Annotated in this window: 26 protein-coding genes and 1 pseudogene; 8 read left to right on the top strand and 19 right to left on the bottom strand. The window is 72.7% G+C overall.

The annotated features are described in order from the left end of the window. The first annotated feature begins 231 nt into the window (after positions 1–231). Positions 232–2,085 (top strand): DUF3352 domain-containing protein, encoded by a 1,854-nt coding sequence (locus tag IEZ07_RS18440; protein ID WP_191895873.1) that lies wholly within the window; start codon positions 232–234, stop codon positions 2,083–2,085. A gap of 118 nt (positions 2,086–2,203) precedes the next feature. Here IEZ07_RS18440 and IEZ07_RS18435 read toward each other — a convergent pair whose 3' ends face one another. The 6 genes from IEZ07_RS18435 to clpS form a co-directional block, all read right to left on the bottom strand. After that, positions 2,204–3,151, bottom strand: coding sequence for a PLP-dependent cysteine synthase family protein (locus IEZ07_RS18435; RefSeq protein WP_068894919.1), 948 nt, complete (start codon positions 3,149–3,151; stop codon positions 2,204–2,206). 88 nt (positions 3,152–3,239) lie between these two features. Then, entirely contained in the window at positions 3,240–3,518 is a 279-nt protein-coding gene (locus tag IEZ07_RS18430; RefSeq protein ID WP_068894917.1) for a MoaD/ThiS family protein, read from the bottom strand. A 103-nt stretch (positions 3,519–3,621) separates the two neighbouring features. Next, positions 3,622–3,759, bottom strand: coding sequence for a hypothetical protein (locus IEZ07_RS18425; protein WP_157237453.1), 138 nt, complete (start codon positions 3,757–3,759; stop codon positions 3,622–3,624). Between the two features lie 58 nt (positions 3,760–3,817). Beyond that, the gene (locus IEZ07_RS18420) at positions 3,818–4,234 is read right to left on the bottom strand and encodes a M67 family metallopeptidase (protein WP_191895872.1); all 417 of its coding nucleotides are present in this window, start codon (positions 4,232–4,234) and stop codon (positions 3,818–3,820) included. Positions 4,235–4,243: 9 nt separating this feature from the next. Then, a complete protein-coding gene (locus IEZ07_RS18415; RefSeq protein ID WP_068894913.1) occupies positions 4,244–4,768 on the bottom strand; it encodes a DUF2017 domain-containing protein in 525 nt (174 codons plus the stop codon). Further along, positions 4,765–5,052 (bottom strand): ATP-dependent Clp protease adapter ClpS, encoded by a 288-nt coding sequence (gene clpS / locus IEZ07_RS18410; protein WP_068895294.1) that lies wholly within the window; start codon positions 5,050–5,052, stop codon positions 4,765–4,767. The genes IEZ07_RS18415 and clpS overlap by 4 nt, the downstream gene beginning before the upstream one ends. A gap of 46 nt (positions 5,053–5,098) precedes the next feature. On the opposite strand from clpS, the gene IEZ07_RS18405 reads away from it, so the two are divergent. Both IEZ07_RS18405 and IEZ07_RS18400 read left to right on the top strand, forming a co-directional pair. Next, entirely contained in the window at positions 5,099–6,382 is a 1,284-nt protein-coding gene (locus IEZ07_RS18405; RefSeq protein ID WP_191895994.1) for a nicotinate phosphoribosyltransferase, read from the top strand. Positions 6,383–6,386: 4 nt separating this feature from the next. Further along, positions 6,387–6,962 (top strand): isochorismatase family protein, encoded by a 576-nt coding sequence (locus IEZ07_RS18400; protein WP_191895871.1) that lies wholly within the window; start codon positions 6,387–6,389, stop codon positions 6,960–6,962. Positions 6,963–6,969: 7 nt separating this feature from the next. Here the strand turns inward: IEZ07_RS18400 and IEZ07_RS18395 are convergent, their stop codons facing one another. After that, on the bottom strand, positions 6,970–7,386 hold the full coding sequence (locus tag IEZ07_RS18395; protein WP_191895870.1) for a hypothetical protein: 417 nt from the start codon (positions 7,384–7,386) through the stop codon (positions 6,970–6,972). 202 nt (positions 7,387–7,588) lie between these two features. Between IEZ07_RS18395 and IEZ07_RS18390 the strand changes: the two genes are divergently transcribed. Next, complete coding sequence (locus IEZ07_RS18390) at positions 7,589–8,260, top strand: hypothetical protein (protein ID WP_191895869.1); 672 nt, start codon at positions 7,589–7,591, stop codon at positions 8,258–8,260. Positions 8,261–8,437: 177 nt separating this feature from the next. Here IEZ07_RS18390 and IEZ07_RS18385 read toward each other — a convergent pair whose 3' ends face one another. The 6 genes from IEZ07_RS18385 to IEZ07_RS18360 form a co-directional block, all read right to left on the bottom strand. Then, positions 8,438–10,189, bottom strand: a complete 1,752-nt coding sequence (locus tag IEZ07_RS18385; RefSeq protein ID WP_191895868.1) for a DEAD/DEAH box helicase — start codon at positions 10,187–10,189, stop codon at positions 8,438–8,440. Positions 10,190–10,422: 233 nt separating this feature from the next. Then, positions 10,423–11,304 carry a hypothetical protein gene (locus IEZ07_RS18380; RefSeq protein ID WP_191895867.1) on the bottom strand — a complete coding sequence of 294 codons (882 nt, stop codon included), beginning with the start codon at positions 11,302–11,304 and terminating at the stop codon, positions 10,423–10,425. 98 nt (positions 11,305–11,402) lie between these two features. Further along, entirely contained in the window at positions 11,403–12,791 is a 1,389-nt protein-coding gene (locus tag IEZ07_RS18375; protein WP_191895866.1) for an MFS transporter, read from the bottom strand. After that, positions 12,788–13,627, bottom strand: coding sequence for a zinc metalloprotease (locus IEZ07_RS18370; protein ID WP_239320133.1), 840 nt, complete (start codon positions 13,625–13,627; stop codon positions 12,788–12,790). The genes IEZ07_RS18375 and IEZ07_RS18370 overlap by 4 nt, the downstream gene beginning before the upstream one ends. Before the next feature lie 288 nt (positions 13,628–13,915). Further along, a complete protein-coding gene (locus tag IEZ07_RS18365; RefSeq protein ID WP_068894900.1) occupies positions 13,916–14,170 on the bottom strand; it encodes a DUF3039 domain-containing protein in 255 nt (84 codons plus the stop codon). Positions 14,171–14,310: 140 nt separating this feature from the next. Next, positions 14,311–15,894 (bottom strand): MFS transporter, encoded by a 1,584-nt coding sequence (locus IEZ07_RS18360; RefSeq protein WP_191895865.1) that lies wholly within the window; start codon positions 15,892–15,894, stop codon positions 14,311–14,313. A 151-nt stretch (positions 15,895–16,045) separates the two neighbouring features. On the opposite strand from IEZ07_RS18360, the gene IEZ07_RS18355 reads away from it, so the two are divergent. Continuing rightward, on the top strand, positions 16,046–16,738 hold the full coding sequence (locus IEZ07_RS18355; RefSeq protein ID WP_239320136.1) for a TetR family transcriptional regulator: 693 nt from the start codon (positions 16,046–16,048) through the stop codon (positions 16,736–16,738). Here IEZ07_RS18355 and IEZ07_RS18350 read toward each other — a convergent pair. From IEZ07_RS18350 to IEZ07_RS18330, 5 genes and pseudogenes are all read right to left on the bottom strand, one after another. Beyond that, a complete protein-coding gene (locus IEZ07_RS18350) occupies positions 16,699–17,277 on the bottom strand; it encodes a YqgE/AlgH family protein (RefSeq protein ID WP_068894894.1) in 579 nt (192 codons plus the stop codon). The genes IEZ07_RS18355 and IEZ07_RS18350 overlap by 40 nt on opposite strands. A 141-nt stretch (positions 17,278–17,418) precedes the next feature. Further along, entirely contained in the window at positions 17,419–18,831 is a 1,413-nt protein-coding gene (locus IEZ07_RS18345) for an NAD-dependent malic enzyme (RefSeq protein WP_068895289.1), read from the bottom strand. Positions 18,832–18,972: 141 nt separating this feature from the next. Beyond that, positions 18,973–19,908, bottom strand: coding sequence for a co-chaperone YbbN (locus IEZ07_RS18340; RefSeq protein ID WP_189238307.1), 936 nt, complete (start codon positions 19,906–19,908; stop codon positions 18,973–18,975). 119 nt (positions 19,909–20,027) lie between these two features. Further along, positions 20,028–21,695 carry a coenzyme B12-dependent isobutyryl-CoA mutase large subunit gene (icmA, locus tag IEZ07_RS18335; RefSeq protein WP_191895863.1) on the bottom strand — a complete coding sequence of 556 codons (1,668 nt, stop codon included), beginning with the start codon at positions 21,693–21,695 and terminating at the stop codon, positions 20,028–20,030. 236 nt (positions 21,696–21,931) lie between these two features. Then, positions 21,932–22,471, bottom strand: a pseudogene (locus tag IEZ07_RS18330) (MarR family winged helix-turn-helix transcriptional regulator); the annotation flags it as partial. A 196-nt stretch (positions 22,472–22,667) separates the two neighbouring features. Here IEZ07_RS18330 and IEZ07_RS18325 point away from each other — a divergent pair. Genes IEZ07_RS18325 through IEZ07_RS18315 form a run of 3 tightly spaced genes read left to right on the top strand, consistent with a single transcriptional unit; the run spans position 22,668 to position 25,360 of the window. Beyond that, entirely contained in the window at positions 22,668–22,865 is a 198-nt protein-coding gene (locus IEZ07_RS18325; protein ID WP_191895861.1) for a hypothetical protein, read from the top strand. Continuing rightward, positions 22,858–24,627, top strand: coding sequence for a hypothetical protein (locus tag IEZ07_RS18320; protein ID WP_191895860.1), 1,770 nt, complete (start codon positions 22,858–22,860; stop codon positions 24,625–24,627). The genes IEZ07_RS18325 and IEZ07_RS18320 overlap by 8 nt, the downstream gene beginning before the upstream one ends. A gap of 55 nt (positions 24,628–24,682) precedes the next feature. Continuing rightward, entirely contained in the window at positions 24,683–25,360 is a 678-nt protein-coding gene (locus IEZ07_RS18315; RefSeq protein ID WP_191895859.1) for a DUF4230 domain-containing protein, read from the top strand. 57 nt (positions 25,361–25,417) lie between these two features. On the opposite strand, the gene meaB is transcribed toward IEZ07_RS18315, so the two are convergent. Beyond that, a complete protein-coding gene (gene meaB / locus IEZ07_RS18310; RefSeq protein ID WP_191895858.1) occupies positions 25,418–26,365 on the bottom strand; it encodes a methylmalonyl Co-A mutase-associated GTPase MeaB in 948 nt (315 codons plus the stop codon). Positions 26,366–26,369: the final 4 nt, after the last annotated feature.

Below are 26,369 nucleotides of genomic sequence, written 5' to 3'. Positions count from 1 at the left end.
GGCCGCTGGAAGATTGTTTTTGGGGTGGTCGTTCCCTGATCACCCGTATGGGCGATTTCCACGGCCCTTGACGCGAGGCCTCCGACAGGGGGACAAGAGCCCTGGTCAGAAGCACTGCCCGCGGCAATTCATCCTTAGACGCAGCAAAGACGCAGTTAGTTCAATGCAAGCGGTTCGCTAGGAAGATGCACTAACTTCTACATATCCCCGAAGTCCACCTTGTGAGTGAGCATGTCTGCCAACACCCCTCCGGGACAGTTCCCTGATCCGAATGAGAGCCCGGACAGGACCATCGCATACCGTCCCCAGCAGCACGACCAGCCCCACACCCAGGCCTATCCCCAGCCGGGCGGGTACCCCCAGCCGGGCGGCGCCTACCCGCAGCAGGGTCAGCCCGGCCACCCGCAGAGCGGCGGACACCCCCAGAACCCGGGCGGGTACCAGCAGGCTCCTCCCCCCTACCCGCAGCAGGCGGCGCCCCAGCAGCCCTACGGCCAGCAGCAGGCGTACGGCCAGCAGCCGCCGCCGTACGGCCAGCAGGCTTACGGTCAGCAGGCCCATGGCCAGCAGGCGTACGGCCAGCCCGGCTGGCAGCAGCAGGGCCCCGAGTTCCTGGGCGCGGGGCAGCCTCCGGTCCCGCCGGCCCGCAAGGGCGGCAAGGGCTGGCTGGTCGCGCTGATCGCGGCGCTGGTCGTGGCCCTCCTCGGCGGCGGCGGCTACGCCGCGGTCAGCCTGCTCAGCGGCGGCGGCACCCAGCCGTACGAGGTGCTGCCCGGCAACGCCCTCGGTTACGTCCGCGTCGACCTCGACCCGGCCGCCAACCAGAAGCTGGCGCTGTTCGACATCGCCAAGAAGTTCACCGTCACCAAGGACTCCTTCACCGGCGACGACCCGCGCAAGTCCCTCTTCGACATGATCAAGAAGGACGACCAGAGCCTGAGCAAGCTGGACTACGCCGCCGACGTCGAGCCCTGGCTCGGCTCCCGCGTCGGCGTGGCCGTGCTGCCCCCCGCGCAGCGCGGCGAGGAGCCCGGCGTCGTGGTGGCCGTCCAGGTCACCGACCAGGACAAGGCCAAGGCCGGCATCGCCAAGCTGGCCGGCGGCGAGGGCAAGTTCGGCATCGCCTTCCGCGAGGACTACGCGCTGCTCGCCGAGAAGCAGGAGCAGGCCGACCAGGCCGCCGCCGCGGCCCCGCTGTCGCAGAACGCCAACTTCTCCGCCGACCAGGGCGACCTCGGTGAGACCGGTGTCATGTCCTTCTGGCTGGACGCCGGGAAGGTCGCCGAGCTCGCTCCGGAGCTGGCCACCCAGGACCCCGCCACCCTCGCGCAGCTCAAGAACGCCCGCGTGGCCGGCGCGCTCCGCTTCGACGGCGGTTACGTCGAGCTGGCCGCCATCGTCCGCGGCGCCAAGGACGTGGGCATGGGCGACGCCCAGCCCTCCCAGATCGGCAAGCTCCCCGCCTCCACCGCCGCGGCGGTCTCGGTCTCCGGTCTCGGCGACGCGATCGGCAAGCAGTGGACCGAGCTCATGAAGGCGGCCGACCAGGCCGGCGGCGGCCAGTCCTTCCAGCAGTTCGTCGACCAGGCCCAGCAGAAGTACGGGCTGGCGCTCCCCGCCGATCTGGTGACGCTGCTCGGCAAGAACCTCACCGTCGCCCTGGACGAGAACGGCCTGGAGGCCAACTCGCCCAAGATCGGCGCCCGGATCACCACCGACCCTGCCAAGGCCCAGGAGGTCGTCGGCAAGCTGGAGCGGTTCCTCGCCGACTCCGGCACCGCCGCCCCGCAGATCGCCAAGGTCCCCGGCGACGGCTTCCTCGTCCTGGCCAGCGCCCAGGACTACGCGGCCGAGCTCGCCAAGGACGGCACCCTGGCCGACAGCGAGAGCTTCCAGCTCGCCGTCCCGAACGCCGGCGACGCGACCTTCGCCACGTACGTCGACCTCAACAAGCTCGAGAAGCTCTACCTGCAGAACCTGCAGGGCGACGAGCAGGCCAACCTCAAGGTCCTGCGCGCCGTCGGCATCAGCGGCACGCAGTCCGGCGGCGACGCGGACTTCTCCGTGCGGGTCCTGTTCGACTGATCCCGGACGGATCCGGCTGAGGGCACATGAAAAAGGGGCGGGCGTCCAGGGAGGACGCCCGCCCCTCCGCCGTTCCGCGGCGGCCGGACCGGCCGGAGGTCAGGCCCAGAGCTGGCCGTCAGGCCCAGAGCTGGCCCTCCAGGCGCTCCTCGGCCTCGTCCAGCGTGCCCTCGTAGGCTCCGGTGGACAGGTACTTCCAGCCGCCGTCCGCCACCACGAACACGATGTCCGCGCGCTCTCCGGCCTTGACCGCCTTGGCGGCCATGCCCAGGGCCGCGTGCAGGGCGGCACCGGTCGAGACCCCGGCGAAGATGCCCTCGGCGGCCAGCAGCTCCCTGGTCCGGCGCAGGGCGTCGCCCGAGGAGACGGAGAACCGGGTGGTCAGCACCTCGGGGTCGTAGAGCTCGGGGATGAAGCCCTCGTCCACGTTGCGCAGGCCGTACACCAGCTCGCCGTAGCGCGGCTCGGCGGCGACGATCCGCACGCCGGGCACGCGCTCGCGCAGGAACCGGCCCACGCCCATCAGCGTGCCCGTGGTGCCCAGGCCCGCGACGAAGTGGGTGACGGACGGCAGGTCCTCGAGGATCTCCGGGCCGGTCGTCTCGTAGTGGGAGCGCCAGTTGGCGGGGTTGCCGTACTGGTAGAGCATCACCCAGGAGGGGTTCTCGGCCGCCAGCCCCTTGGCGACCCGGACCGCCTCGTTGGAGCCGCCCGCCGCCGGAGAGGAGATGATCTCCGCTCCCCACATGCGCAGCAGCTGGCGGCGCTCCTCGGAGGTGTTCTCCGGCATCACGCAGATCAGCCGGTAGCCCTTGAGCCGGGCGGACATGGCCAGCGAGATGCCGGTGTTGCCGCTGGTGGGCTCGAGGATCGTGCAGCCGGGCGTGAGCAGCCCGTCCTTCTCGGCCTGCTCGATCATCCACAGCGCCGGACGGTCCTTGATCGAACCCGTGGGGTTGCGGTCCTCGAGCTTGGCCCAGATCCGCACGTCCTCCGACGGCGACAGGCGGGGCAGCCCGACCAGGGGAGTGCGGCCGACCGAGTCGATCAGCGAGTCAAAACGCATGAGTGCGGGTTTCCGCTCCGTGTCGGTGGACGAGAGACGTCGGGTCGTGCCGCCGGGCCCGGACGCGGTCCCGGCGGCACGGCGCGGGTCAGCGGGAGCCGCCGGCCACGGCGGGCAGCACGGTGACGGTGTCGCCGTCGGCCACCGGCGTCTCCAGGCCGCCGAGGAAGCGGACGTCCTCGTCGTTCAGGTAGACGTTGACGAAGCGGCGCAGCGCGCCCTGGTCGACCAGGCGGGCCTGCAGGCCCGGGTGCCGGGACTCCAGGTCGCCGATCAGCTCCTCCAGGGTGGCGCCCTTGGCGTCCACGGCCTTGGCGCCGTCGGTGTACGTGCGCAGGATGGTGGGGATGCGGACCTCGATGGCCATCGTGGATCGGTCTCCTCGTGTCGTCGTGGGAACTCGTGTCGTCATGGGAACGCCCACCGGATGAGAACACCGGTGGGGCTGGGGGGATTTCCGGCGGGGCCGGTCAGCGACAGTCGTAGACGACGGAGAGAGGGGTGTGCCCGAAGAGGAAGTTCTGCACGGGTGCGAGGCCCGCGTGCCGCACGCGAACGCCGGGACGCGAGCGCACGACGTCCTCGGGGTTCGGGTCGGCGGTCGGCATGCCGTCCAGTTTACCCAAAAGGGGCGCCGGGCCCCACGGCCGTGTCACGTGGTGGACGTCACGACGGCAGGATGACGACCTCCTCCTCGGTCACCACGCCCTCGACGATGCGGTAGGAGCGCACCTCCGCCTCCTCCCCCAGCTCCTCGCGGGTGGAGACCAGCACGTAGTGGGCGTTCGGCTCGGAGGCGTAGGAGACGTCGGTGCGCGAGGGATAGGCCTCGGTCGAGGTGTGCGAGTGGTAGATGACCACCGGCTCCTCGTCGCGGTCGTCCATCTCGCGCCAGACCCGCAGCTGCTCCATGGAGTCGAACCGGTAGAACGTCGGCGACCGCTCGGCGTTCTCCATCGGGACGAAGCGCGCCGGGGTGTCGGAGCCCTCGGGGCCCGCGATCACGCCGCACGCCTCGTCCGGGTGGTCGGCCCGGGCGTGCGCGATCATCTTGTCGACCAGTTCCTGGGAGATCGTGAGCATGCCTGGAAGCTACCAAAGAGCGCGGACCAGGCTGTCCTGGAGGTAGGTCAGCCAGTCGTAGGTCACGTACGCCGGATAGCGGGGGTCGTCCTCGCCCATCCCGGCGATCTCGTCGTGCACCTCCTCGGTCACCTCCAGCCGGGTGCCGAGCGCCAGCCGCACGTCGTTCAGCGCCCGCATCCACGCCTGCGCCTGCTCCGCGGTGAGCTCCACCCGGCCGGGCGCCGCGGTCTCCAGCATGGTCCGCGCGTCGGAGCGCTTGCCGTCCCGCAGGGTCGCCTCGGTGTAGCGGCGGAACTCCGCCGACAGGTCGTCGTCGGCGTAGGCCGAGGGGAACAGCCGGGCCAGCACCGGGTCGGTGGGCTCCTCGGCCGAACCGATCCCCAGGGCGCGCTCCAGCGGGTCGTCCCCGGTCGCGCCGGGCTCGACCAGATCGAGGATCTGGGAGATCAGGGACCGCAGGACCGCTATCTCCGCGGCGTCGAAGCGGGCGGTCACACCGCCGTCGCGCCCCGCGGCGAACCCACTGCTCATGCGTCCTGCTGCACGGTCGCCCACAGGCCGTAGGAGTGCATGATCTGCACGTCGCGCTCCATCTCCTCGCGGGTGCCGCTGGAGACCACCGCCCTGCCCTTGTGGTGCACGTCCAGCATCAGTTTCTCCGCCTTCTCCCGCGAGTAGCCGAAGACGGACTGGAAGACGTACGTGACGTACGACATCAGGTTGACCGGGTCGTTCCAGACGATCGTCAGCCAGGGCAGATCCGGCCGGCTGTCGATCGACGGACGCTCGACCTCCATCGGAGCTGTGGTACCCACGTTCACCAGTCTGCCCTATCCCGGGCTTAGTCTTCGACTCGTGACGATGAGCATGAGCGGGGCGTTGCTGACGGATCACTACGAGCTGACGATGCTGCAGGCGGCCCTGCGCAGCGGAGCGGCCTCCCGGCGCGCCGTGTTCGAGGTGTTCGCCCGGCAGCTGCCGGGCGGGCGGCGCTACGGGGTGGTCGCCGGGACCGGCCGGGTGCTCGACGCGCTGGAGCACTTCCGGTTCGGCGAGGACGAGCTCGCGTTCCTGGCCGCCAACCGGGTGGTGGACGACGCCACCCTGGACTTCCTGGCGGGCTACCGCTTCCGCGGCGACGTGCACGGCTACCGCGAGGGCGAGTGCTACTTCCCCGGCTCCCCGATCATGACCGTGGAGGGCACGTTCGCCGAGGCGGTGCTGCTGGAGACGCTGATCCTGTCCGTCCTCAACCACGACTGCGCGATCGCCACCGCCGCCTCCCGGATGGTCTGCGCCGCCGGCTCGCGGCCCCTCATCGAGATGGGCTCGCGGCGCACGCATGAGATGTCCGCCGTGGCCGCGGCCCGCGCCGCCTACCTGTGCGGGTTCGCCGCCACCTCCAACCTGATGGCCGGCCGGGTGTACGGCGTGCCGACCACCGGGACCGCGGCCCACGCGTTCACGCTGCTGCACGACTCCGAGGAGCAGGCGTTCGCCGCCCAGCTCGCCTCCCTCGGCACGGGCACCACGCTGCTGGTGGACACCTACGACGTGGCGCGGGCCGTACGGACCGCGGTCGAGCTCGCCGGTCCCGGGCTGGGCGCGGTCCGCATCGACTCGGGTGACCTGACCGAGGCCGCCCGCGAGGTCCGCGCGCAGCTCGACGGCCTGGGCGCGCACGGCACCCGGATCCTGGTCACCGGCGACCTCGACGAGTACGCCATCGCGGCGCTGGCCGCCGCCCCGGTGGACGGCTACGGCGTCGGGACCTCCCTGGTCACCGGCTCCGGTTCGCCCACCGCCGCCCTGGTCTACAAACTCGTCGCCCGGGAGGACTCCGCGGGCGTCCTCCAGCCGGTGGCCAAGAGGTCCGTCGGCAAGCCCAGCCGGGGCGGGCGCAAGGAGGCCTTCCGGCGGCTCGACGAGTCGGGCACGGCGGTCGCCGAGCTGGTCACGACCGCGGGACGGCGGCCGCCCGGCGCGCGCCCGCTGCAGACCCCGCTGGTCCGGGGCGGCGAGGTCGTCGTGCGGGAGAAGCCGGAGGAGGCCCGCGCCAGGCACCGCGAGGCCTTCGCCGAGCTCCCCGTCACCGCGCACCAGCTGTCCCGGGGCGACGCCGCGCTTCCCACCGTGTTTGACTAGAGCCATGGCAACCGCGCTGATCATCGTCGACGTCCAGAACGACTTCTGCGAGGGCGGCAGCCTCGCCGTGGACGGCGGCGCCGAGGTCGCCGCCGCCATCTCCCGGCACGCGGCCTCACACGGCTACGACCACGTCGTGGCCACCCGCGACTTCCACGTCGACCCCGGTGACCACTTCGCCGCGGAGCCCGACTTCGTGACCTCGTGGCCGGCGCACTGCGTGGCCGGCACCCCCGGCGCCGACTTCCACCCCGCCCTCGACGCCGGACGGGTGGAGGAGGTGTTCAGCAAGGGCGCCCGCTCCGCCGCCTACAGCGGTTTCGAGGGGACGTCGGCCGACGGCACCAGGCTGGCCGACTGGCTCGCCGAGCGTCACGTCCACGCGGTGGACGTGGTCGGCATCGCCACCGACCACTGCGTGCGCGCCACGGCGCTGGACGCCGTCGAGAACGGCCTGGCCGTGCACGTACCGCTGGACCTGACCGCCGGGGTGGCCCGCCAGACCACCGAGGCCGCCCTGGCCGAGCTCGACTCGGCCGGAGTGGTCCTCACCGGCGCCCCGGTGGTCCGCGCCTCCTGATCCGGCCTCAGGCGGCCGGCATCCCCAGGAAGTCGATGATCCGGTCGATCTTCCCGTCCATCCTGCGGAAGTCCGTCTTGAGCCCGGCCACGTCCGCCTTGAGCCCTGCGACGTCGTGCTTGAGCCCGGTCACGTCCTGCTTGAGCCCTGCGACGTCGTGCTTGAGGTCGGCCACGTCCGTCTTCAGGACCGCCACGTCCGTCTTCAGGACCGCCACATCCTGCTTGACCTCGGCCAAGTCCTCCTTGGTCGCGAACCGCTCCAGGTCCGCCTTCGTGGCGAACCGCTCCAGGTCCGCCTTGGTCGCGAACCGCTCCAGGTCCGCCTTCGTGGCGAAGTCCTCCATCCTCACCATGAGCTGCTCGAACATGGGCGCCGTGTACTCCCTGATCTCGGCTCGGAGGGCTTTCTGCAGCTGCAGCATGTGCATGTTTCCTTCTGGGGGAAGCGTAGTGGCCACCGAAGGAGGGGGTGTGGCGACGAGGACGAGGACACGCTATCGGATCCCTCACGCTTCGGATGCGGACGATCACCGATCGGCAAGGAAGCGGTAAACACCTCCATCACCCGTTGCGACAGGAGTATGACGGAGAGTTGAAATCCTCATACCTCGCGGTGGTGACCACATGCTCGTGCTCGGTGTCTCGTGGCTGCTCCTGGCCCCCGTGTGCCTATGGCTGCTGTTCCGCGGCCGGGCCTGGGCGCGGGTGGCCGCCGTTCTGGCACTCGCCGTGCTGGAGGCGGCCACCGTCTGGCTCGACGCGGGGATCCCGTCCCAGGCGCCGGCCGCCCGGCCGTCGGTCCCGCGGACCGCGGTTCCCGAGGTCTCCCGGCCCGCCTCCGCATCCTCTGCGTCCTCTGTGTCCCCTCAGCCCGGGGCGCCCATGCCTTCCCGGCCCGGGACGACCACGTCCCCCCGGCCCATGGCACCCGCCCCCACCCGGCCGGAGAACGTGATCGCACATCCGGCGCCCTGCTCCGCCTCCCCCCTCGTGCCCGAAGAGGCCCGGCTGATCACGCGCGGTGGCGCGCTCCGTGCGGTGGCGCTCTCCTGGACGGCCGCCGCGGACGGGTGCGACACCGCGACCGTCGCCGTGCGCCGCCGCGGCGGCACGCTCCAGGTGTGGCTGCACGGAGGTACGGCGGTGCCGGACCATCCCGCCGGCGCCCGGACGCTCCCGGTGAATGTCACCGGCGGTACGGCCTCCACGCGGGTCCGCCTCGTCCCGCCGCTGCCAGGCAGAACGGACCTCACCGCGGTCGACGGCCGCACCGGCCGGCCGATCGCCCTGCGCTGACCGACGCGATCGACGCTCTCCCCGGTCTGAAGGCCGGAGCACCGGCCCGCGTTCCGGTGGAGAGCGGTCGCACCGGGTCTGCCGGTCGCCATGAGGACGAGGCGGCCGACCCGCACCGGCCGGAACCGCTCGGCCCGGGGGCGACCGCCCTGCACGCCGGGCGGTCGCCGGGATGGTCTAGCGCGACCGCTGGGTGGCCCACTGGCGGATCTTGTCGATCCGTGCCTGGACCTGCTCGGCGGTCGCCTGAGCGATGGCGGGGCCGCCGCAGGCACGCCGGAGCTCGGCGTGGATGACCCCGTGAGGCTGCCCGGTGCGGTGGTTCCACGCGCCGACCAGGCCGTTGAGCTCCTTGCGGAGGTTGGCGATCAGCTCGTGCGGGGCGAGCTGCGGCTCCTTCGGCTCGGGCCTGCTCCGGCCGGCCTTGAGCTGCTCCGACTGGCGCTTGCTGAGCAGGGTCCGCACCTGGTCGGGTTCCAGCAGGCCGGGCAGCCCGAGGAAGTCCTCCTCCTCGGGTGAGCCGGGTTCGGCGGCCGTGCCGAACTCGCCGCCGTCGAAGAGCACCCGGTCGAAGGTGGCGACCGCCTCCAGGGTCTCGAACGGCAGCTCGTCACCCAGGACGTCGGGATTGTCCTTCTTGCGGTTGGCGTCCTCGACGAGGAAGTCGTCGAGCCCCTCCTCCGGCAGCTTGCGGTCGAGCACGTGGTCGCGCTCGGCCTCCATCTCCCCGGCCAGGCCCATCAGGGTCGGTACCGAGGGGAGGAACACCGAGGCCGTCTCGCCGCGTTTGCGGGCCCGGACGAAGCGGCCGACGGCCTGGGCGAAGAACAGCGGCGTCGAGGTGCTGGTGGCGTAGACTCCGACGGCCAGGCGCGGGATGTCGACGCCCTCGGAGACCATGCGGACCGCCACCAGCCAGCGGTCCTTCGACGCCGAGAACTGCTTGATCTTCTTGGACGCCTCGGGGTCGTCGGAGAGCACGACCGTGGCGCCCTCGCCGGTGATGGCGCGGATGTGCCGGGCGTAGGCGCGGGCCGTCTCGTGGTCGGTGGCGATCACCAGGCCGCCCGCGTCCGGCACGCCCCGGCGGACCTCGGTCAGCCGCCGGTCGGCGGCCTGGAGGACCTGCCGGATCCAGTCGCCCTTCGGGTCGAGCGCGGCCTTCCACGCCTGGCCGAGCTGGTCCTTGGTGAGGGGGGTGCCGAGCGTCGCGGCGATCTCGTCGCCCGCGCGGGTCCGCCAGCGCATCTCTCCGGCGTAGGCCAGGAAGATGACCGGCCGGACGACGCCGTCGGCGAGCGCCGGGCCGTACCCGTAGGAGTAGTCGGAGACGCTCCGCCGCACGCCCTCGCCGTCCTCGGCGTAGGTGACGAACGGGATCGGGTTCACGTCGGACCGGAAGGGGGTGCCGGTCAGGGCCAGCCGGCGGGCGGCGGGCTCGAAGGCCTCGCGCACGCCGTCGCCCCAGGACTTGGCGTCGCCCGCGTGGTGGATCTCGTCGAAGATGACGAGCGTCTTGCGCGCCTCGGTCCGGGCGCGGTGCAGCGCCGGGTGCATCGAGATCTGGGCGTAGGTGACGGCCACCCCGGTGTAGTCACGGGAGGTCGCGCCCTGGCTGTTCTTGAACTCGGGGTCGATGGGGATGCCGACCCGCCCGGCCGCGTCGGCCCACTGCTGCTTGAGGTGCTCGGTGGGGGTGACGATCGTCACCGCCCGGACGATCCCCCGCGACAGCAGGTCGCTGGCGATGCGCAGCGCGAAGGTCGTCTTGCCCGCGCCCGGCGTGGCGACCGCGAGGAAGTCGCGCGGCTCGCGCCTGAGGTAGAGGTCGAAGGCCTCCTGCTGCCAGGCGCGGAGCTTCGGCGCGGTGCCCCAGGCGGCCCTCTCGGGGTAGGAGGGAGGCAGGTGGGAGGCGGCGAAAGTGCTCATGCGCCCCTCCTCGCCTGACGGCCGGTCGGGGCGTCGACGGGCCTGCCGTGTCTGATGGTCCGCTCGCTTGGCTCACTCACAATCTCAACAGACTAATCTGCGTCACCGGCCGGGCGCGCCGATCGGCCCCGATCCGCGCGGACCCGCCGGGAATCGCCCTCCGGTCCCGCCGGGGCCCGGAGCGCTCCCCCCGCGGTCGTGCTCCCGCCGCGCCGCGGCCGTGCCGACGGGGCTCAGCGGACCCCGGCGAGCACGGCGTCGATCTCGGCACGCGTCCGGGGGCCGTCCGGTTTGGCGACCGCCAGCACGACCACGGGAGGCCGGCCCGCGCTCGCCGTGAGGAACACCACACGCAGGTAGGCGGGGCGGTTCACCACGTCGCGGTACTCCGCCCGGAGGGTCCGGCTGTGCCCGGTCCGCCCGCCCACGGTGATCGTCCGGTCGTCCTCGACCTTCACCTCGTCACCGTGGAGCAGGAGCCTGCCGTACAGGTCGGCGAGGGTGACCGCGGCCTCGCGGGCGTCGGTGACCCGGCCGCCCGGCCGGACCAGCACCGTCGCCGTCCGGCCGTCTCCGGCCACCGAGGTGAACCCGGTGACCGGGGGCGCCGTTCCGGTCCGCCACCCCTCGGGCAGCGGGTAGCCGACGCCCGCGGCCCGGTCCGTCACCCGGGCGGGCTCCGGGGCGGGCAGCGCCCGGAGCACCGCGGTCACGACGCCCGCGGTGATCACGGCGCAGGCCGCCGACGCGAGGAGGCCGAGCAGGAGGCGGCGCAGGCGGCGCGGGATCCGGGGGCCGGACGGCGTCGCGGGCATGCCGTACCGGCGGGCCGAGGGCGGCAGGTCCTCGCCCCCGTCCGGGCCGGGCGGGCCCGCGCTGCCGGGCCTGGCGGGGCTCCATCCGCTCTGCCGGGGCGGCCACGCCTGGCCGGGCCGCAGGGCCTCCAGGTCGGGCGGCGCGGGAGGCGCCGGGGACGCGGGGGGCACGGGAGGCGCGGACGGCCCGGGGGGCGCGGCCCTGTCCACCGGCGCCCCGTACGGCCGTGCCCGGCGGGGGTCGCGGGCCCGCCGCGGGGGTTCCTCCGGCGGCCACGCGCGGTGGGGTGGTTCGCCCACGCCTCCTCCTCCCGGTGGTCCCGGCCTTCCGTCCTACCATGCCTCGCCCGCCGCGGTCCGGCCATAGGCGATCTCCGATATGGGACGGGCCGGCCCGGTCAGGGGAGGTCGCGCATGCGGCCGGCGACGGCCGTGCCGAGCACCCCGATGGCCGCCGTCATGGCGATGATCGCGGTGTACCCGGTGGCGATGTCGTCGTGGCCGATCAGGTTCACCAGCACGCCGCCGAACCCGATGGTGAGCGCGCCGCCCAGGGTGTCGACGACCTGGAGCGCGGCGGAGTTGGCGCCCTGCTCGTCGTCGGGCGACTGGCGCATGGTGGTGATGCTCACGCTGGTGGTGCCGATGCCCATGCCGAACCCGGCGACCATCCAGGCGGGCGCCATGATCCATCCGGTCATGCCGGGGAGCAGGGCGAGCGCCGTCAGCAGGATGCCCGCGGTGACCGCCGTGGCGCCGAGCCGTACCAGGGTGGGCCGGTCGAACTCGCGCCGGGTCTGCAGGTAGGAACCGCCGCTCCAGCCCAGGGCGCCGATGGTGAGCGCGACCCCGGCCTGGGTGGTGCTGAAGCCGAACTCCTCCTTGAGCACCAGCGGGATGAAGGCGTTGACCCCGAAGAAGGCCGAGGCGAGGACGCCGCGCATCATCACCGTGGTGGGCAGTCCCCGGCCGAACCGCAGGGCCTTCGGGGGCAGCAGCCGGGGCAGCCCCGCGGCGAGCAGGACCAGTCCGGCGGCGGTGGCGGCTCCGCCGGGCAGCGGGGCGGTGTCCAGCCGCTCGACCCCGTAGAGCAGCGTGCCGCCTCCGGCGGCCGTCGCCAGCGCCGCGAGGGTCATCCGCAGCGGCCGGGAGCGGGGTCCGGTGCCCGGCTCCGGGGTGTCCCCGTCGCCGCCGCGCAGCGCGGGCAGCAGCATCACCAGGGCCGGGACCACCAGCGGGACGATCCCGTAGAAGACCCAGCGCCAGCCGACGGTGTCGGCGATGAGCCCGCCGAGGCCGGGTCCGACCAGCGCGGGCAGCACCCAGGCCGACGAGAGCCCGGCGAAGACCCTGGGCCGGGCCTCCGGCGGGTAGACCCGCACGATCATGACGTAGATCGCGACGATGACCGCGCCGCCGCCCAGCCCCTGGACCGCGCGGGCCGCGATGAAGACCTCCTTCGACCCGGCGGCGCCCGCCATCACCATGCCGGTCACGAACAGGGCCACGCCGAGCAGGAACGGTACGGCGTGGCCGCGCCGGTCGGACCAGAGCCCGGCGGCCACGTTGGCGAACAGGCCGGCGATGAGGAACGCCGAGAAGCTCATGCCGTACAGGTCGAGCGCGTCGAGGTCCTTCGAGACGTCGGGCATGACCGCCCCGATCGACATGCCCTCGAAGGCGATCAGGGTGACGACGAGCAGGATGCCGAGGGTCGCGGTCCGGTAGCGCGGGCCGAAGATCCGGGGAGGGGCGTACGGAGTGTCGAGAGTCTTCGGTGCTGTCACCTGTCAAGGTTAATGTCCGGTCCCGCCGCCCGGTACAGCCTCCACGACTCCCTCATCCTGGCCCCCTGTCCCGCGGTGAACTGCGACATGCAGGTGTCGTAGGAGTAGTCCATGAAGTTGTGGACGGCGTCGGGCCCGTCTCCGGGACAGGTGTCCTTGCCCACGGGGCAGCCCTCGGTCGCCGCCGCCTGGGGCGGGGTGTCGGCCACCCCGTCGCCCGGCGTCTGGCAGCCGTTCTCGAAGGTGTGCAGCAGCCCGAGCCAGTGGCCGATCTCGTGGACCGCGGTGAACCCGCGGTCGAAGTTGCGCAGCGTCCCGCCGGGCAGGCTGCGCCAGTCGACGACGACGCCGTCAGCGCGGGGCTCGTTCATGTACCAGTAGGGGTAGGTGGAGTAGCCGAGCACCAGCCGGCTGAGCTGCGCGACGTAGAGGTTGAGGGTCTCCGCGCCGCCCCTGCGCAGCCGCTTCACCGAGTCCTCGTTGGCGATCGGGTTGGTGAACCAGGCCGGGTTGTTCGTCCTGGTGATCCCGGCGAGCCGGAACCTGATGCCGGTGTCGGCCCCGCCGAGCCGGCCGCCGTAGGCGGCGTTGAGCGTGGCGACCTGGCTGCGCACCGCGCTGTCGGACGCGCCCGACCGCCCGCTGGTGATCACGTGCACCCAGACCGGCACCGTGACCGTCTCCGCGGGCGCGCGGCGCTGCGCCGGCCGGTGCCGGTCGAGGTCGGCGAGCATCTCGGCGACCTGCTCCGGGCCTGGAGCGTGCGGTTCGATCCCCCGGCCCGGGGTGTCGGGGGCCGCCGGGGCCACGGAACCCGCCGAGGTCGCGAAACCCACCGGGGTCGCCGGAATCAGCGGAGTCTCCCGGGCCGTCCGGGCCGTCCGGGCCGCCGGGTGCGCGGTCCGCGCGCCGGTCTCGCATCCGTCCGGTACCGCCGCGGGCGCGAGGCGCGACGGTGGCGGGGCGGAGGCGGGAACGGCGCCCGCCGTCAACAGGCATGCCGAAACGACGGCGATCGCACGCGCAACCATGCACTCCCCCGATGAGTGGTCTGACCTGGCCGGATGGTCTCCAGCGCCATCCTGACCGTAACCTCATCGGGGGCGATCGACCGGGAGTGACACTCACTCCTTGCCGCTGTCGTCCTCGCCCTTCGGCAGCCCTTCGTAGATCTCCTTGCACTCGGGACAGACCGGGAACTTCTGGGGATCACGGTTCGGCACCCAGACCTTGCCGCAGAGCGCGCGCACCGGGGTCCCGGTGACCGCGCTCTCCATGATCTTGTTCTTCTCGACGTAGTGGGCGAACCGCTCGTGGTCGCCGTCGCCGTGCGACAGGTTCGGCCGGACGTCGCTCTCAGGAAGGATCTTCGTGCTCACCCTGTCGATTTTATGTCCCCGCTCCGCCGGGTCCCGCGCCGATCCGGGTTCCGCAACCCGTCCGCCACCTCGGGGCAACGGATACGGCCCCCGTCCCGGGACGGATCCGGGGGCGGGGGCCGTACGGCGGGCGGGGCGCCTCAACCCATGTGGACCGGGGCGCCCTCGGTCTTGCGGCCGGCCTTGACCAGCAGCGCGAGCAGGGCCGCGAGCACCGCGACGCCCGTGCTGACCTGGAAGCCGAGGTGCATGCCGTCCAGGAAGGACGAGTTCACCACGCCGGTGATCGCCTGGACGATCGGCTCGGGCGTGCCGGGGGGCGCACCGGCCTCGGCGAAGGACGCGCCCTGCTTGACGAGCTCCATCTGCTCCGGGGGGAGCGGGGGGAGCTTCGCCTCGCTCCAGTAGCCGGGGAGCACGTCGCCCACCTTGCCCGCGACGATCGCGCCGAGCACCGCGGTGCCCAGTGAGCCGCCGACCTGCATCGCCGACTGCTGCATGCCGCCCGCGACGCCGCTGAGCTCCTCGGGGGCGTTGCCGACGATGATCTCGGTGGCGCCGACCATGACCGGCGAGAGGCCGAAGGCGAGCAGCACGAACGGGATCGCGCTGGCCACGTAGCCGTCCTCCAGGCCCAGGCGGGACAACAGGAACATCGCGGAGGCGGTGATCAGCATGCCCACCGCGATCGGGATCTTCGGGCCGAACCTGCTGATCGCCGCGCCCGCCAGCGGAGAGGCGACGATCATGCCTGCGCTCATGGGGAGCATGCGGATGCCCGCGTCCAGCGGGTCGAGGCCGTGCACGCCCTGGAAGTAGAACGTGAGGAAGAACATCGCGCCGAACATCGAGAAGGCCATCAGCACCATCAGCACGGTGCCGATCGAGACCGATAGGTTGTGGAAGAGGCTGAGCGGGACCAGCGGCTCGGCGGCCCTGCCCTGCCACCAGACGAACGCGGCGCCGAGCACCGCGGCCCCGGCGAGGAACGCGAGCGTGCGGGTGTCGCCCCAGCCGTCCTCCGGAGCCTTGATGATCGCCCAGATCAGGCAGAACATGGCCCCGGAGAGCAGCACGACGCCGAGCCAGTCGACCCTGGACAGGGAGTCGGCCCGGCTCTCCTTGATCACGAGCAGGCCGACGACCAGCGCGACGACGCCGACCGGGACGTTGATGAAGAAGACCGACTGCCAGTTGACGTTCTCCACCAGCAGGCCGCCGACGATGGGGCCGGCCGCGCTGGACAGGCCGATCGTGGCGCCCCAGACGCCGATCGCCATGTTGAGCTTCTCGGCCGGGAAGGCCGCGCGGAGCAGGGCGAGGGCGGCGGGCTGGAGCAGCGCGCCGAAGAGGCCCTGCAGCACGCGGAAGGCGATCAGCATGCCGATGGAGTCGCTCAGGCCGATGGCCAGCGAGGTGAGGGCGAAGCCCACGATGCCGATCATGAAGATCCGCTTGTGCCCGAACAGGTCGCCGAGCTTGCCCGCGGTGATCAGGAACACCGCCAGCGCCAGCAGGTAACCGCTGGTCACCCACTGCAGGTCGCCGAGCGAGGCCTTGAGCTCCGCACCGATCACCGGGTTGGCGATCGCGACGACCGTGCCGTCGAGCATCACCATCATCACGCCGAGCGAGACCGCCAGCAGCGTGAGCCATGGATGACCCTGCCTCGACGCACTCCGATCCGATGGCGGCGGTGTCGCCACCGTCTTGGCCTGAGCCATGGAAGGGTCCCCCCATCACTGGATACGTCCCATCTTGGGACATTGACGGTCGGTAATTTATGGCAGGGACTGACACATGACAAATCGTTTTATGAGGCACGGCATGACATATGGCAGACTCTGCAGCATATGTTGCGAGGAGATGACAACCATGAGTCAGCCCGGCCTACGCGAGCGCAAGAAGCAGCGAACCCGGCTGGCGCTGGTCGACGCCGCTCTCGGACTGTTCGCGGCCCAGGGCTACGAGGCCACGACCGTCGACCAGATCGCGGCCGCCGCCGACGTCTCGCCCCGCACGTTCTTCCGCTACTTCGCGACCAAGGAGGACGTCGCGCTCTCCCTTCCCGTCGACGGGCATGAGGTGATGCTGAGGGAACTGGCCGCGCGCCCCGCCGGGGAGGCGCCGTTCACCGCGCTCGGCCACGCCATGCGCGCCGTCGTCGCCGAGCTGAGGGAGGGGGAGCCCACCGACGTCGCGAGGTTCCTCAGGGCCCGGGAGCTGATCGAGGTCACCCCCGCGCTCTTCGCCGGGAACGTCCGCCGGATGATGGAGAACGAGCGGCGGCTGATCGCCGAGGTGGCGCGGCGTGAGGGCGTCTCCCCCGACGACCACCTCCCCCACTTCGTGGTCGCCCTGTTCACCACCGTGGCACGGGTCGGCCTCGAGCACTGCACCGCTCGGAGTGCCGACGACCTGGGCGCCCTCACCGAACGCCTGGAGCAGATGCTCGCCCTGGCCGAGCGCTCCCTGCGCCCCGGCTGGGACCGCCCCTCGCGGCAGGCCCCGTCACGCGGCCCCGCAGGTCAGTTCATCGAGGGGTCGTCGGGGCAGGTGGCCACGTAGGCCAGCTCGCCGCGCTGGCGGCGCAGGACCGCGCGCCACAGCGTCTCGGGGGCCGCGTGGAAGGTGTCGCCGGGCTCCGCGTCCACGACGTACCACGCGCCGTCGCCGATCTCGGCCTCCAGCTGCCCGCCGGTCCATCCGGCGTAACCGGCGAAGATCCGCATCTGGGCGATCTCCCCCGCGAGGATCTCCGGCGGGGCGTCGAGGTCGACGGTCCCCAGCCGCGACACCGCGGCGGCCCCCGTGTGCAGCCTCCGCCAGCCCAGCGGTTCCTGCCCGCTCGGGACCGCGGCCAGCGCCAGCGCGCTGTCGGTCTGGACCGGCCCGCCCTGGAACAGCACGGGCGGGCCGGTGACCAGGGCGTCCCAGCTGGGCAGCACCTGCGTCACCGAGACGTCGCTCGGGCGGTTGAGCACCACCCCGAGAGTGCCCCCGTCGATGTCGTGTTCCAGGATCAGGACCACGGAACGCCGGAAGTTGGGATCCTCCAGCTGAGGTGTCGCCACCAGCAGCCCGCCGACATAGATCGCCTCCGCCATACACCCATCATGATGGCTGGACGCGGATCGTGCCGCCTTACCCCCCGCCTTGCCCCGCCGTGGCCCGGAATCGGCTCCGGTCCCGCCCGCCGTACGGCCCGGCGGGGCGGGTGGGGCGGGTCCGGAGGTGCCGGGAGGGGGCTACGCCTCGGTCATGCCCGTGCGCGCCCGGCCGCCGGCCGACTCGCGCACCGCCGCCGCGACCGCGCCCGCCACGTCCGGGTGGAAGACGCTGGGGATGATGTAGTTGGGGCCGAGCTCCTCGTCGGTGACCACCGCGGCCAGCGCCCGGGCGGCGGCCAGCAGCATCTCCTCGGTCACCACGCTGGCCTGCGCGTCGAGCAGGCCGCGGAAGACGCCCGGGAAGGCCAGCACGTTGTTGATCTGGTTCGGGTAGTCCGACCGGCCGGTGGCGACCACGGCGGCGTGCTCGCGGGCGTCGTCGGGCGAGACCTCGGGCTCGGGGTTGGCCAGCGCGAAGACCACGGCGTCCTCGGCCATCGTGGCGATGTCGTCGCCGCTGAGGATGCCGGGGGCCGACACTCCGACGAACACGTCCGCGCCCTTGACCGCGCCGCGCAGGTCGCCGGAGTAGCCCTCGGCGTTGGTGTGCTCGGCGATCCAGCGGAGCGAGTCGTCCAGGTCCTCGCGTCCCAGGTGCACGGCGCCCAGGTAGTCGCAGACGACCACGTCGCGGACCCCGGCCGCGAGCAGCAGGCGGAGCACGGCCGTGCCGGCGGCGCCGGCGCCGGCGAGGGTGACCCGGACCCCGCTCAGCTCCTTGCCGACCACGCGCAGCGCGTTGGTCAGCGCGGCCAGCACGCAGATCGCGGTGCCGTGCTGGTCGTCGTGGAAGACCGGGATGTCCAGCAGGTCGCGCAGCCGCCGCTCCACCTCGAAGCAGCGCGGCGCCGAGATGTCCTCCAGGTTGATGCCGCCGAAGCCGGGGGCGATGGCGCGGACGATCTGCACGATCTCGTCGACGTCCTGGGTGTCCAGGCAGATCGGCCAGGCGTCGATGCCCGCGAACCGCTTGAACAGCGCGGCCTTGCCCTCCATGACGGGGAGCGCGGCGGCCGGGCCGATGTTGCCCAGGCCGAGCACGGCCGAGCCGTCGGTGACCACCGCGACGCTGTTGCGCTTGATGGTCAGGCGGCGGGCGTCCTCGGGGTTGCGGGCGATCGCCATGGAGACCCGGGCGACGCCGGGCGTGTAGGCCATGGAGAGCTCGTCACGGGTGCGCAGCGGCACCTTGGACTGCATCTCGATCTTGCCGCCGAGGTGCATGAGGAAGGTCCGGTCGGAGACCTTGTGCAGGACGACGCCCTCGACGGCGTCGAGCTGGTCCACGATCGCCTGGGCGTGGTCGGTGTCGCGGGCGGCGCAGGTGACGTCGATGCGCAGGGTCTCGTGCCCGGCGGTGGTCACGTCGAGCGCGGTGACCACGCCCCCGGCGGACTCCACGGCGTGGGTGAGCTGGCTGACGGCCTTGCCGCCGGCGGGCACCTCGAGGCGCACGGTGATGGAGTACGACACACTCGGCACGGTGGCCACGGTCAATCCGCTCCTTCGCGACAAGCCCGGTTCGGGATGCCTCCATCGTGCCACCAACGGACGGGTGTCCGTGCCGCGGACCGCCTGCCGGGGTCCGCGGGCACGGTCACGATCGGGTGTACGCGGGCTTCCGGGCGCGGCTCAGAACAGTGCGGAGGCGAGGTTCCTGCGGGCCTTGACGACGGACGGGTCGTCACCGGGAAGCGTCTCGAACAGGCCGAGCAGGTGCACCCTGGCCTTGTCGCGGTCGTCGCCGGAGGTCCGGCGGACGACCCCGACGAGGCGGTCGAAGGCGGCGTCCACCTCACCGGAGAGCATCTCGAAGTCGGCGGCCAGGAGCTGGGCCGCGACGTCGGCGGGGTCGGCCAGGCGGCGCTCCACGTCGGCCGGGTCGACGCCGGTGGTCCGGCGGATCAGGCCCAGCCCGGCCAGTCCCAGCTTGGCGTCCTCGTTGTTCGGGGAGCGGGCCAGCAGCCGCTCGTAGGCCGCCGTCGCCCCGTCGAGGTCGCCGGCGTCGATGGCCTGCTCCGCCGCGAGGACGTCCGGGTCCACCGGAGGCTCCTGGGAGGCGGGCTCGCCCTCCTGCCCCTCGGCGGGCGGCGGGAGGTACTGCGCGAGGGCCTCCATGAGCTGGGTGAGCCAGTCGCGCAGCTGCGGCTCGGTGGCGATGCCCGGGACGACGGCCACCGGCTGCCCCTGGAAGATGGCGTACAGGGCGGGCACGTTCTGCACCCGGAGCGCCTGCGCGATCTGCCTGCTGACCTCGACGTCCACCCGGGCCAGCACCCACCGGCCGGCGTTCTCCGCGGCCAGTTTCTCCAGCAGGAGGCTGTAGTCCCTGGCCTGCTCGGCCCGGGTGACGGTGAGCTCCAGCAGCACCAGGCTGTTCATGGAGCGTTCGACGACCTCCGTCGCGAAGCTGGCGTCGTCGACATCGATGACCTGCGCCGGGACGCCTCCGGTCTGCTGCGCGGTGGTCTCCCTGCGCGCCTGCGCCTCCAGCGCCTGCTTGCGCGCGCCGAGGTCGACGGCACCGTAGAGCGATCCGGGTCGAGGAGTGAAATCCGCTGGGCTCATACCTCCAATCCTGCCGCATGAGGAGGGCCCGGCCGTACTCCGCGCGCCCGGGAGCGCCCGCGAGGGGCCGGGGCCGACGGGAAACGGCGGGGCACGGCGGGGCACGGCGGGGAAGTCCGTCAGAAGCGCGCGGGTTCGGTGTAGACCCCCCACACCCCGCGCAGGGCGTCGCAGATCTCGCCGAGGGTGGCCTCGGCGCGGACGGCGTCGAGCATGGCCGGGATCATGTTGCCCTCGCCCTCGGCGGCCCGGACCAGCGCGGCCAGCGCGGCGTCGGCGGCATCCTGGTCGCGGGCGGCGCGGCGGGCGGCCAGGACCCGGTTCTGCTCCCGTTCGACCTCGTGGCTGACCCGCAGGATCTCTAGGGGTTCCTCGGCGGAGGCGGTGTGGCAGTTCACCCCGACGATCCGCTTCTCGCCCTTCTCCAGCTTGCGCTGGTAGTCGAAGGCGGCCTCGGCGATCTCCGACATGAACCAGCCGTCCTCGATGCCGCGCAGGATGCCCGAGGTCATCGAGCCGTCGGAGCCCATGTCCCGGATCTTCGCGAAGATCGCCTCGGCCTCGGCCTCGATGCGGTCGGTGAGCGCCTCGACGTACCAGGACCCGCCGAGCGGGTCGGCGACGTTGACGACCTCGGTCTCCTCCATGATCACCTGCTGGGTGCGCAGCGCGATCTCGGCGGCCTTCTGCGTGGGCAGCGCCAGCACCTCGTCCAGCGCGTTGGTGTGCAGCGAGTTGGTGCCGCCGAGCACGGCCGCGAGCGCCTCGACCGCGGTGCGGACCACGTTGTTGTACGGCTGCTGCGCGGTCAGCGAGACCCCCGCCGTCTGGGTGTGGAAGCGCAGCCACTGGGCCTTGTCGGTCCTGGCCCCGTAGACGTCGCGCAGCCAGCGGGCCCAGATCCGCCGGGCGGCCCGGAACTTGGCGATCTCCTCGAAGAAGTCGATGTGCGCGTCGAAGAAGAACGACAGGCCGGGGGCGAAGACGTCGATGTCGAGGCCCCGGGACAGGCCGAGCTCCACGTAGCCGAAGCCGTCGGCCAGGGTGAACGCCAGCTCCTGCGCGGCCGTGGAGCCCGCCTCGCGGATGTGGTAGCCGGAGACGCTGAGCGGCTTGTAGGCCGGGATCTCCGCGGCGCAGAACTCCATCAGGTCGCCGATCAGCCGCAGGTGCGGCTCGGGGGCGAACAGCCACTCCTTCTGCGCGATGTACTCCTTGAAGATGTCGGTCTGCAGCGTGCCGTTGAGCCTGCCGACCGGCACGCCCTGCCGCTCGGCCGCGACGACGTACATGCAGAAGATCGGCACGGCGGGGCCGCTGATCGTCATGGAGGTCGTGATGTCGCCCAGCGGGATGCCGTCGAACAGCAGCTCCATGTCCTGGGCGGAGTCGATCGCCACGCCGCAGTGCCCGACCTCGCCGAGCGAGCGCGGGTCGTCGGAGTCGCGGCCCATGAGCGTCGGCATGTCGAAGGCCACGCTCAGCCCGCCGCCGCCGGCCCCCAGGATCATCTTGTAGCGCTCGTTGGTCTGCCTGGCGTTGCCGAACCCGGCGAACTGCCGGATGGTCCACGTCTTGCCGCGGTAGCCGGTGGCGTGCAGGCCCCTGGTGAAGGGGTATTCCCCGGGCCAGCCGATGCGCTCGAAGCGCGGGTCCTCCCCGGGCGGGCCGTAGACGGGTTCCACCTCCATGCCGGAGAGCGTCCGGAACTCCGACTCACGCTTGGCGGCCCGGTCGAACCGCGCCTGCCAGCGCGCCCTGCCCGCCTCGATCTCCTCGGCGTTCATGCCCCACCTCTTCCGTCCGGCTCGTGGCCCCGGCCCCTCCTCCCGCGGTCCGTGCCCGCCTGTGGGCGGCCGGCTCCGGGGAGGGGCCCTGCGGAAAATACTAGGACGTCCTAGTATTTGTTCGCCAGACCGGGAGCGGCGCACCCGGTCCCGCGCCCGGCACGGTGGTCGGCACGGCGATCGGCGTTGTGATCGGCACCGTGATCGGCACCGTGATCGACACCGTGCTCGGCCGCGAAGTCGCCGGCGGCCACCCTGAGGGTCCTGAGCAGGCCGAACAGCTGCTCCAGCTCCGCCTCGCCGTACATCGGCATGGCGAAGTCGGCGCCCATCAGCGCCTCCGTGGCCCGGGCCACCACCTCCCTGCCATGGTCGGTGATCTCCGCCAGCACCCCGCGGCCGTCCCTGGGATTGCGCCTGCGCCGGACCAGCCCGGCCCGCTCCAGCCGGTCCACGGTGTTGGTGACGCTCGTCGGGTGCACCATCAGCCGCTCGCCGATCCGCGACAGCGGCAGCGCCCCGGCCCTGCTGAAGGTGAGCAAAACCAGTGCCTCGTACCGGGCAAAGGTCAAGTCATACGGCTTGAGCAGCGTGTCCAGTTGCGACAGCAGGATCTGGTGCGCTCTCATGATCGAGGTAACCGCGGCCATCGCCGACGACGGCCCGAAGCGGGTGCGCCACGTCTCCGCGGCACGCTCGATGGGGTCGAACGGCAGGTTCAGCTGGTCGGTAGCCACACAGGCTACGGTAGCGCGGCCTCGTCCCGGTTCGCCCATATACGTAGAGTGATCAGATTGGCGGCTTGGCCAAGAACCCGGACGTGAAACGTCACACTCAGTTATGGTTCCCACATCGAATGGTGAGGCCGCAGCCAAGTGGCGACGGGGACTCAAGTCCGGCCCGCGGGGGAAGCGGGCGGGACCGGACGCCGAGGGGACCGGCTCCGCACATTCACCGCACGGGGGGTGCTTGATGGACGACGATTCGAAGGCGTTCGCACGCCATGCCGGCTGCGGCCCGGACTCCGGTCCGGGCTCCGGCGCGGTGGACGCGGAGGTGGACGCGGCGGTGGACGCGGCGGTGGACGCGGCGGTGGACGCGGCGGTGGACGCGGCGGTGGACGCGGCGGTGGACGCGGCGTGGGCCCGGCCCGCGCCCTCCCGTGCGTGAGCACAGGGGCGTTTCACGCGAGGAACTCCAGCAGAGCGCGTTGGTGGCGGTCGCCGTCCTGCTCGTGCTCGGCGTGGTCGCGGCGTGGAGCGTCCTCATTCCCGGTGTCAGCGCCTGGGAGAACCTCATCGTCGCTCTCATCGGCTCACTGCGGATCACCGGACCGGTCGCCGCCGCGTTCGCCGCCTGGGTGGCGGTGCGCAGGCGGCGCGCGACCGGCGGCAGGGCCCTGACGACGTGGCAGGCGGTGCGCGCCCCGCTGGCGATCCTGGTGGTCGTCATGGGCTCCTACACCGCCACGGTGCTGGTCCTGGCGGTCAAGACCATGCTCAGCGAGCAGGCGGGGCGGCTGCTGCCCAGCGGCCTGATCATGGGCGTGTCCGGGCTCGCCCTGTACGTCACCATCGGCTGGGTGACCGGGTGGCTGCTGCCCTGGACGATCACTCCGGCGCTCGCCGGTCTCGGCTGCTACGCCCTGTTCAGCTGGCTGGCGGACGGCTCGACCTGGGCCGACCGGCTCGCCCCCGCCACGCGGGAGCCGTACGACCTCTTCCAGGGACTGAGCGCGGCGGCCTTCACCGACCAGACGCTCTGGCTGCTGGGGGTCAGCGCCGCGCTCCTGCTGGGCTGGGCCGCCATCGTGACCCGCCAGGCGCTGGTGCTGGCCGCCGCGCTGCTCGCGGTGCTGGCCGCCGGCACCGGCGTCGCCCGCCTGCTCTCCGAACCGAAGCCGATCGCCATCCAGCGGGTGGTCTACAGCTGCCAGGAATGGCCGATCATGGTCTGCGTGCATCCGGGGATGCGCACCGGGCTGGACGAGCTGGGCTCGGCGTTCGTCAAGATCGCCTCCCGGCTGGCGGGGACCCCGGGCGAGTTCTCCCGGGTCGAGCAGCGCCCGCGGCGCGACGACGCCGTCCTCCCGCCGGGCGTGGTCCCCGTCCACGTCGACGACCTGTCGGCCGGGTTCGCCGACCGGGCGGCCGACGAGTTCGTGGAGGGCCTCGCCGAGGAGTGCGAGGGCACGGTGGCGGACGGATACCGCGACATCGTGACGGCCTGGTTGCGCGGTGAACCGCTGCCCGGCGGGCCGCTGCCCGAGCACCAATACGCCGCCGCCTGGTTCTCCGGCCTGACCGAGGCCCAGCGGCGCGGCTGGCTGCGGCTCTACTACTCCGACTTCACCGGCTGCCGGCTGCAGAGCACCCACTTCGGCGCCCAGACGGCCCAGAGCGAGCAGACCCGCCGGTCGCAGCAGGAGACCTCCGAGCCCCGGGAGACCGGGAGCCGCCAGAGCTCCGGCACGCGCAGGACCGGTGAGCCGAAGGGCCGCGGCGGGTCCGCGCGGGAGCGGGCCGGGGACGGGACCGCCGGCCTCGGGCGGACGGGCCTCGCGGAGGGGGCGCCCCGCGCCGGCCAGCTCTACCAGGCGCCCGAGGACGTGCTGTTCGCCCGACCGGCCGTCTCACCCGCCCCGGAGGCGCCCGCCCCGCCGCACGGACGGCGCGGTCCCGCCCCGGAGGACGGCCCCTCCGGAGACCGCCCCCGCCACGAGGGCCCCGGGAACGGGGAGCCGCGCGGCCGCGGGGACGGCGGGCCCAGGGACCACCACGGCGGCAGGTCCCGTCAGCCGGCGGGCGGCGGGACCGGGGACCGCCACGGCGGCGAGCCGCACCGGGCGGACGGCTCACCGCTCGGGAGCGTCCGCGACGTGCTCCGGTGGCGCCTGCGGGACGCGGCCTCCGGGCACCTGCCGCGGCGGTGACGGGATCCGCGTAGGGTCCAGGTGAGAAAGCGGCCCCCGAGGGAAGGACACGGCTGTGAACGCTCCCCCGGAAGCACCCCCCGACGTCGCCCCCCCGGCGCCGCGCCGGCGCCGCTGGCGCTTCCTGGCCGGGTTCCTCGTCGCCGTGGTCCTCCTGGCCGTGGGGGCCAGGGTCGCCTGGTCGTGGCTGGACCCCTTCGGCGAGACCACGGTCGACCGCAGCCAGCCCGCCCTGCTGCAGTCCATCCACGATCTCAGCCGGTTCGAGGCGGCCACCGGCAACTTCCAGGTCATCGTGGACCTGGAGAAGGACGCCGACTTCCTGCCGGACGCCATCAAGGGCACCCGGACCCTCTTCGTCGGCGCGGGCGGCGTCGACGCCTACGTGGACTTCGGCGGCCTGGCCAAGGACGCGCTGACCGTCTCCCCCGACCGCACCGAGGTCACCGTACGGCTCCCTCGCGCCCAGTTGGAGAAGCCCAACCTCGACAACCGGCGCTCCTACGTCTACGACCAGCAGCGCGGCCTGTTCGACCGGGTCGGGGACTTCCTGTCCTCCTCCCCGGCCGACCAGCAGGAGCTCTACGTGCTGGCCGAGAAGAAGATCGCCGAGGCGGCCCTCGCCAGCGACCTGCGCAACCGCGCCGACCAGAACACCAAGGCGATGCTGCAGGGCATGCTGAACGGCCTCGGCTTCACGAAGGTCACGGTGAAGTTCTCCGACGAGCCCTGATCCAGGGCCGCCTCCGAGGGGCGCGGGGCCCCGCCGGCGGTCCGCCGGCGGGGTCCGTCAGCCGAGCGAGGCGAGCAGCTCGTCCGCCGCCGCGTAGGGGTCGAGCTCGGCGGCCAGGACGCGTACGGCGAGCGCGTCCAGGCGCCGGTCCCCGTGCAGGTGGGCGAAGCGCGAGCGGAGCGCGGCCAGGGCGACGGCCTCGATCTCGTCTCTCGCCCTGGCGCGCCGGCGGCGCTCCAGCTCCCCCGACTCCTCCAGGTGCGCCAGGTGGGCGTCCAGCGCGTCGGCCACGTCTCCGCCGCCCTCGCCGCGGTAGGCCACCGTCGGCACGATCGGCGGCCGCCAGGCCCGCTCCACCAGGGCGAGCATGTTGCGCAGCTCGCGGATCGTCGCCTGGGTGCCGTCGCGGTCGGCCTTGTTGACCACGAACACGTCCGCGATCTCCAGGATGCCCGCCTTGGCGGCCTGGACGCCGTCGCCCATGCCCGGGGCGAGCAGCACGATGGTGCTGTCGGCCAGGGAGGCGATGTCCACCTCCGCCTGGCCGACCCCGACCGTCTCGACGAGGATGACCTCGCACCCGGCGGCCTCCAGCACGCGCAGCGCCTGCGGCGCGGCCCAGGACAGGCCGCCCAGGTGGCCGCGGCTGGCCATGGAGCGGATGAACACGCCGGAGTCGGTGGCGTGGTCCTGCATCCGCACCCGGTCGCCCAGCAGCGCCCCGCCGGTGAACGGCGAGGACGGGTCGACCGCCAGCACACCCACCTTCCGGCCGCGCTCGCGGAACGTCCGGACCAGCATCGCGGTGGAGGTGGACTTGCCCACGCCGGGCGAGCCCGTGAGCCCGATGATCCGGGCTCGCTCCGGCCGGGCGGCGCAGAGCCGCACGAGCTCGGCGGAGATCTCCCGCAGCACCGGCGAGCCGTTCTCCACCAGGGTGATCAGCCGGGCCACCGCCCGGGGCCGCCCCTGGCGGACGCCCTCGACCAGGACGTCCAGATCCATACCG

Source organism: Planomonospora parontospora, from assembly GCA_014647935.1.
Classification (GTDB): domain Bacteria; phylum Actinomycetota; class Actinomycetes; order Streptosporangiales; family Streptosporangiaceae; genus Planomonospora; species Planomonospora parontospora.
The sequence above is the reverse complement of the archived record's forward strand: the minus strand, read 5'-3'. Positions and strand labels throughout refer to the sequence as shown.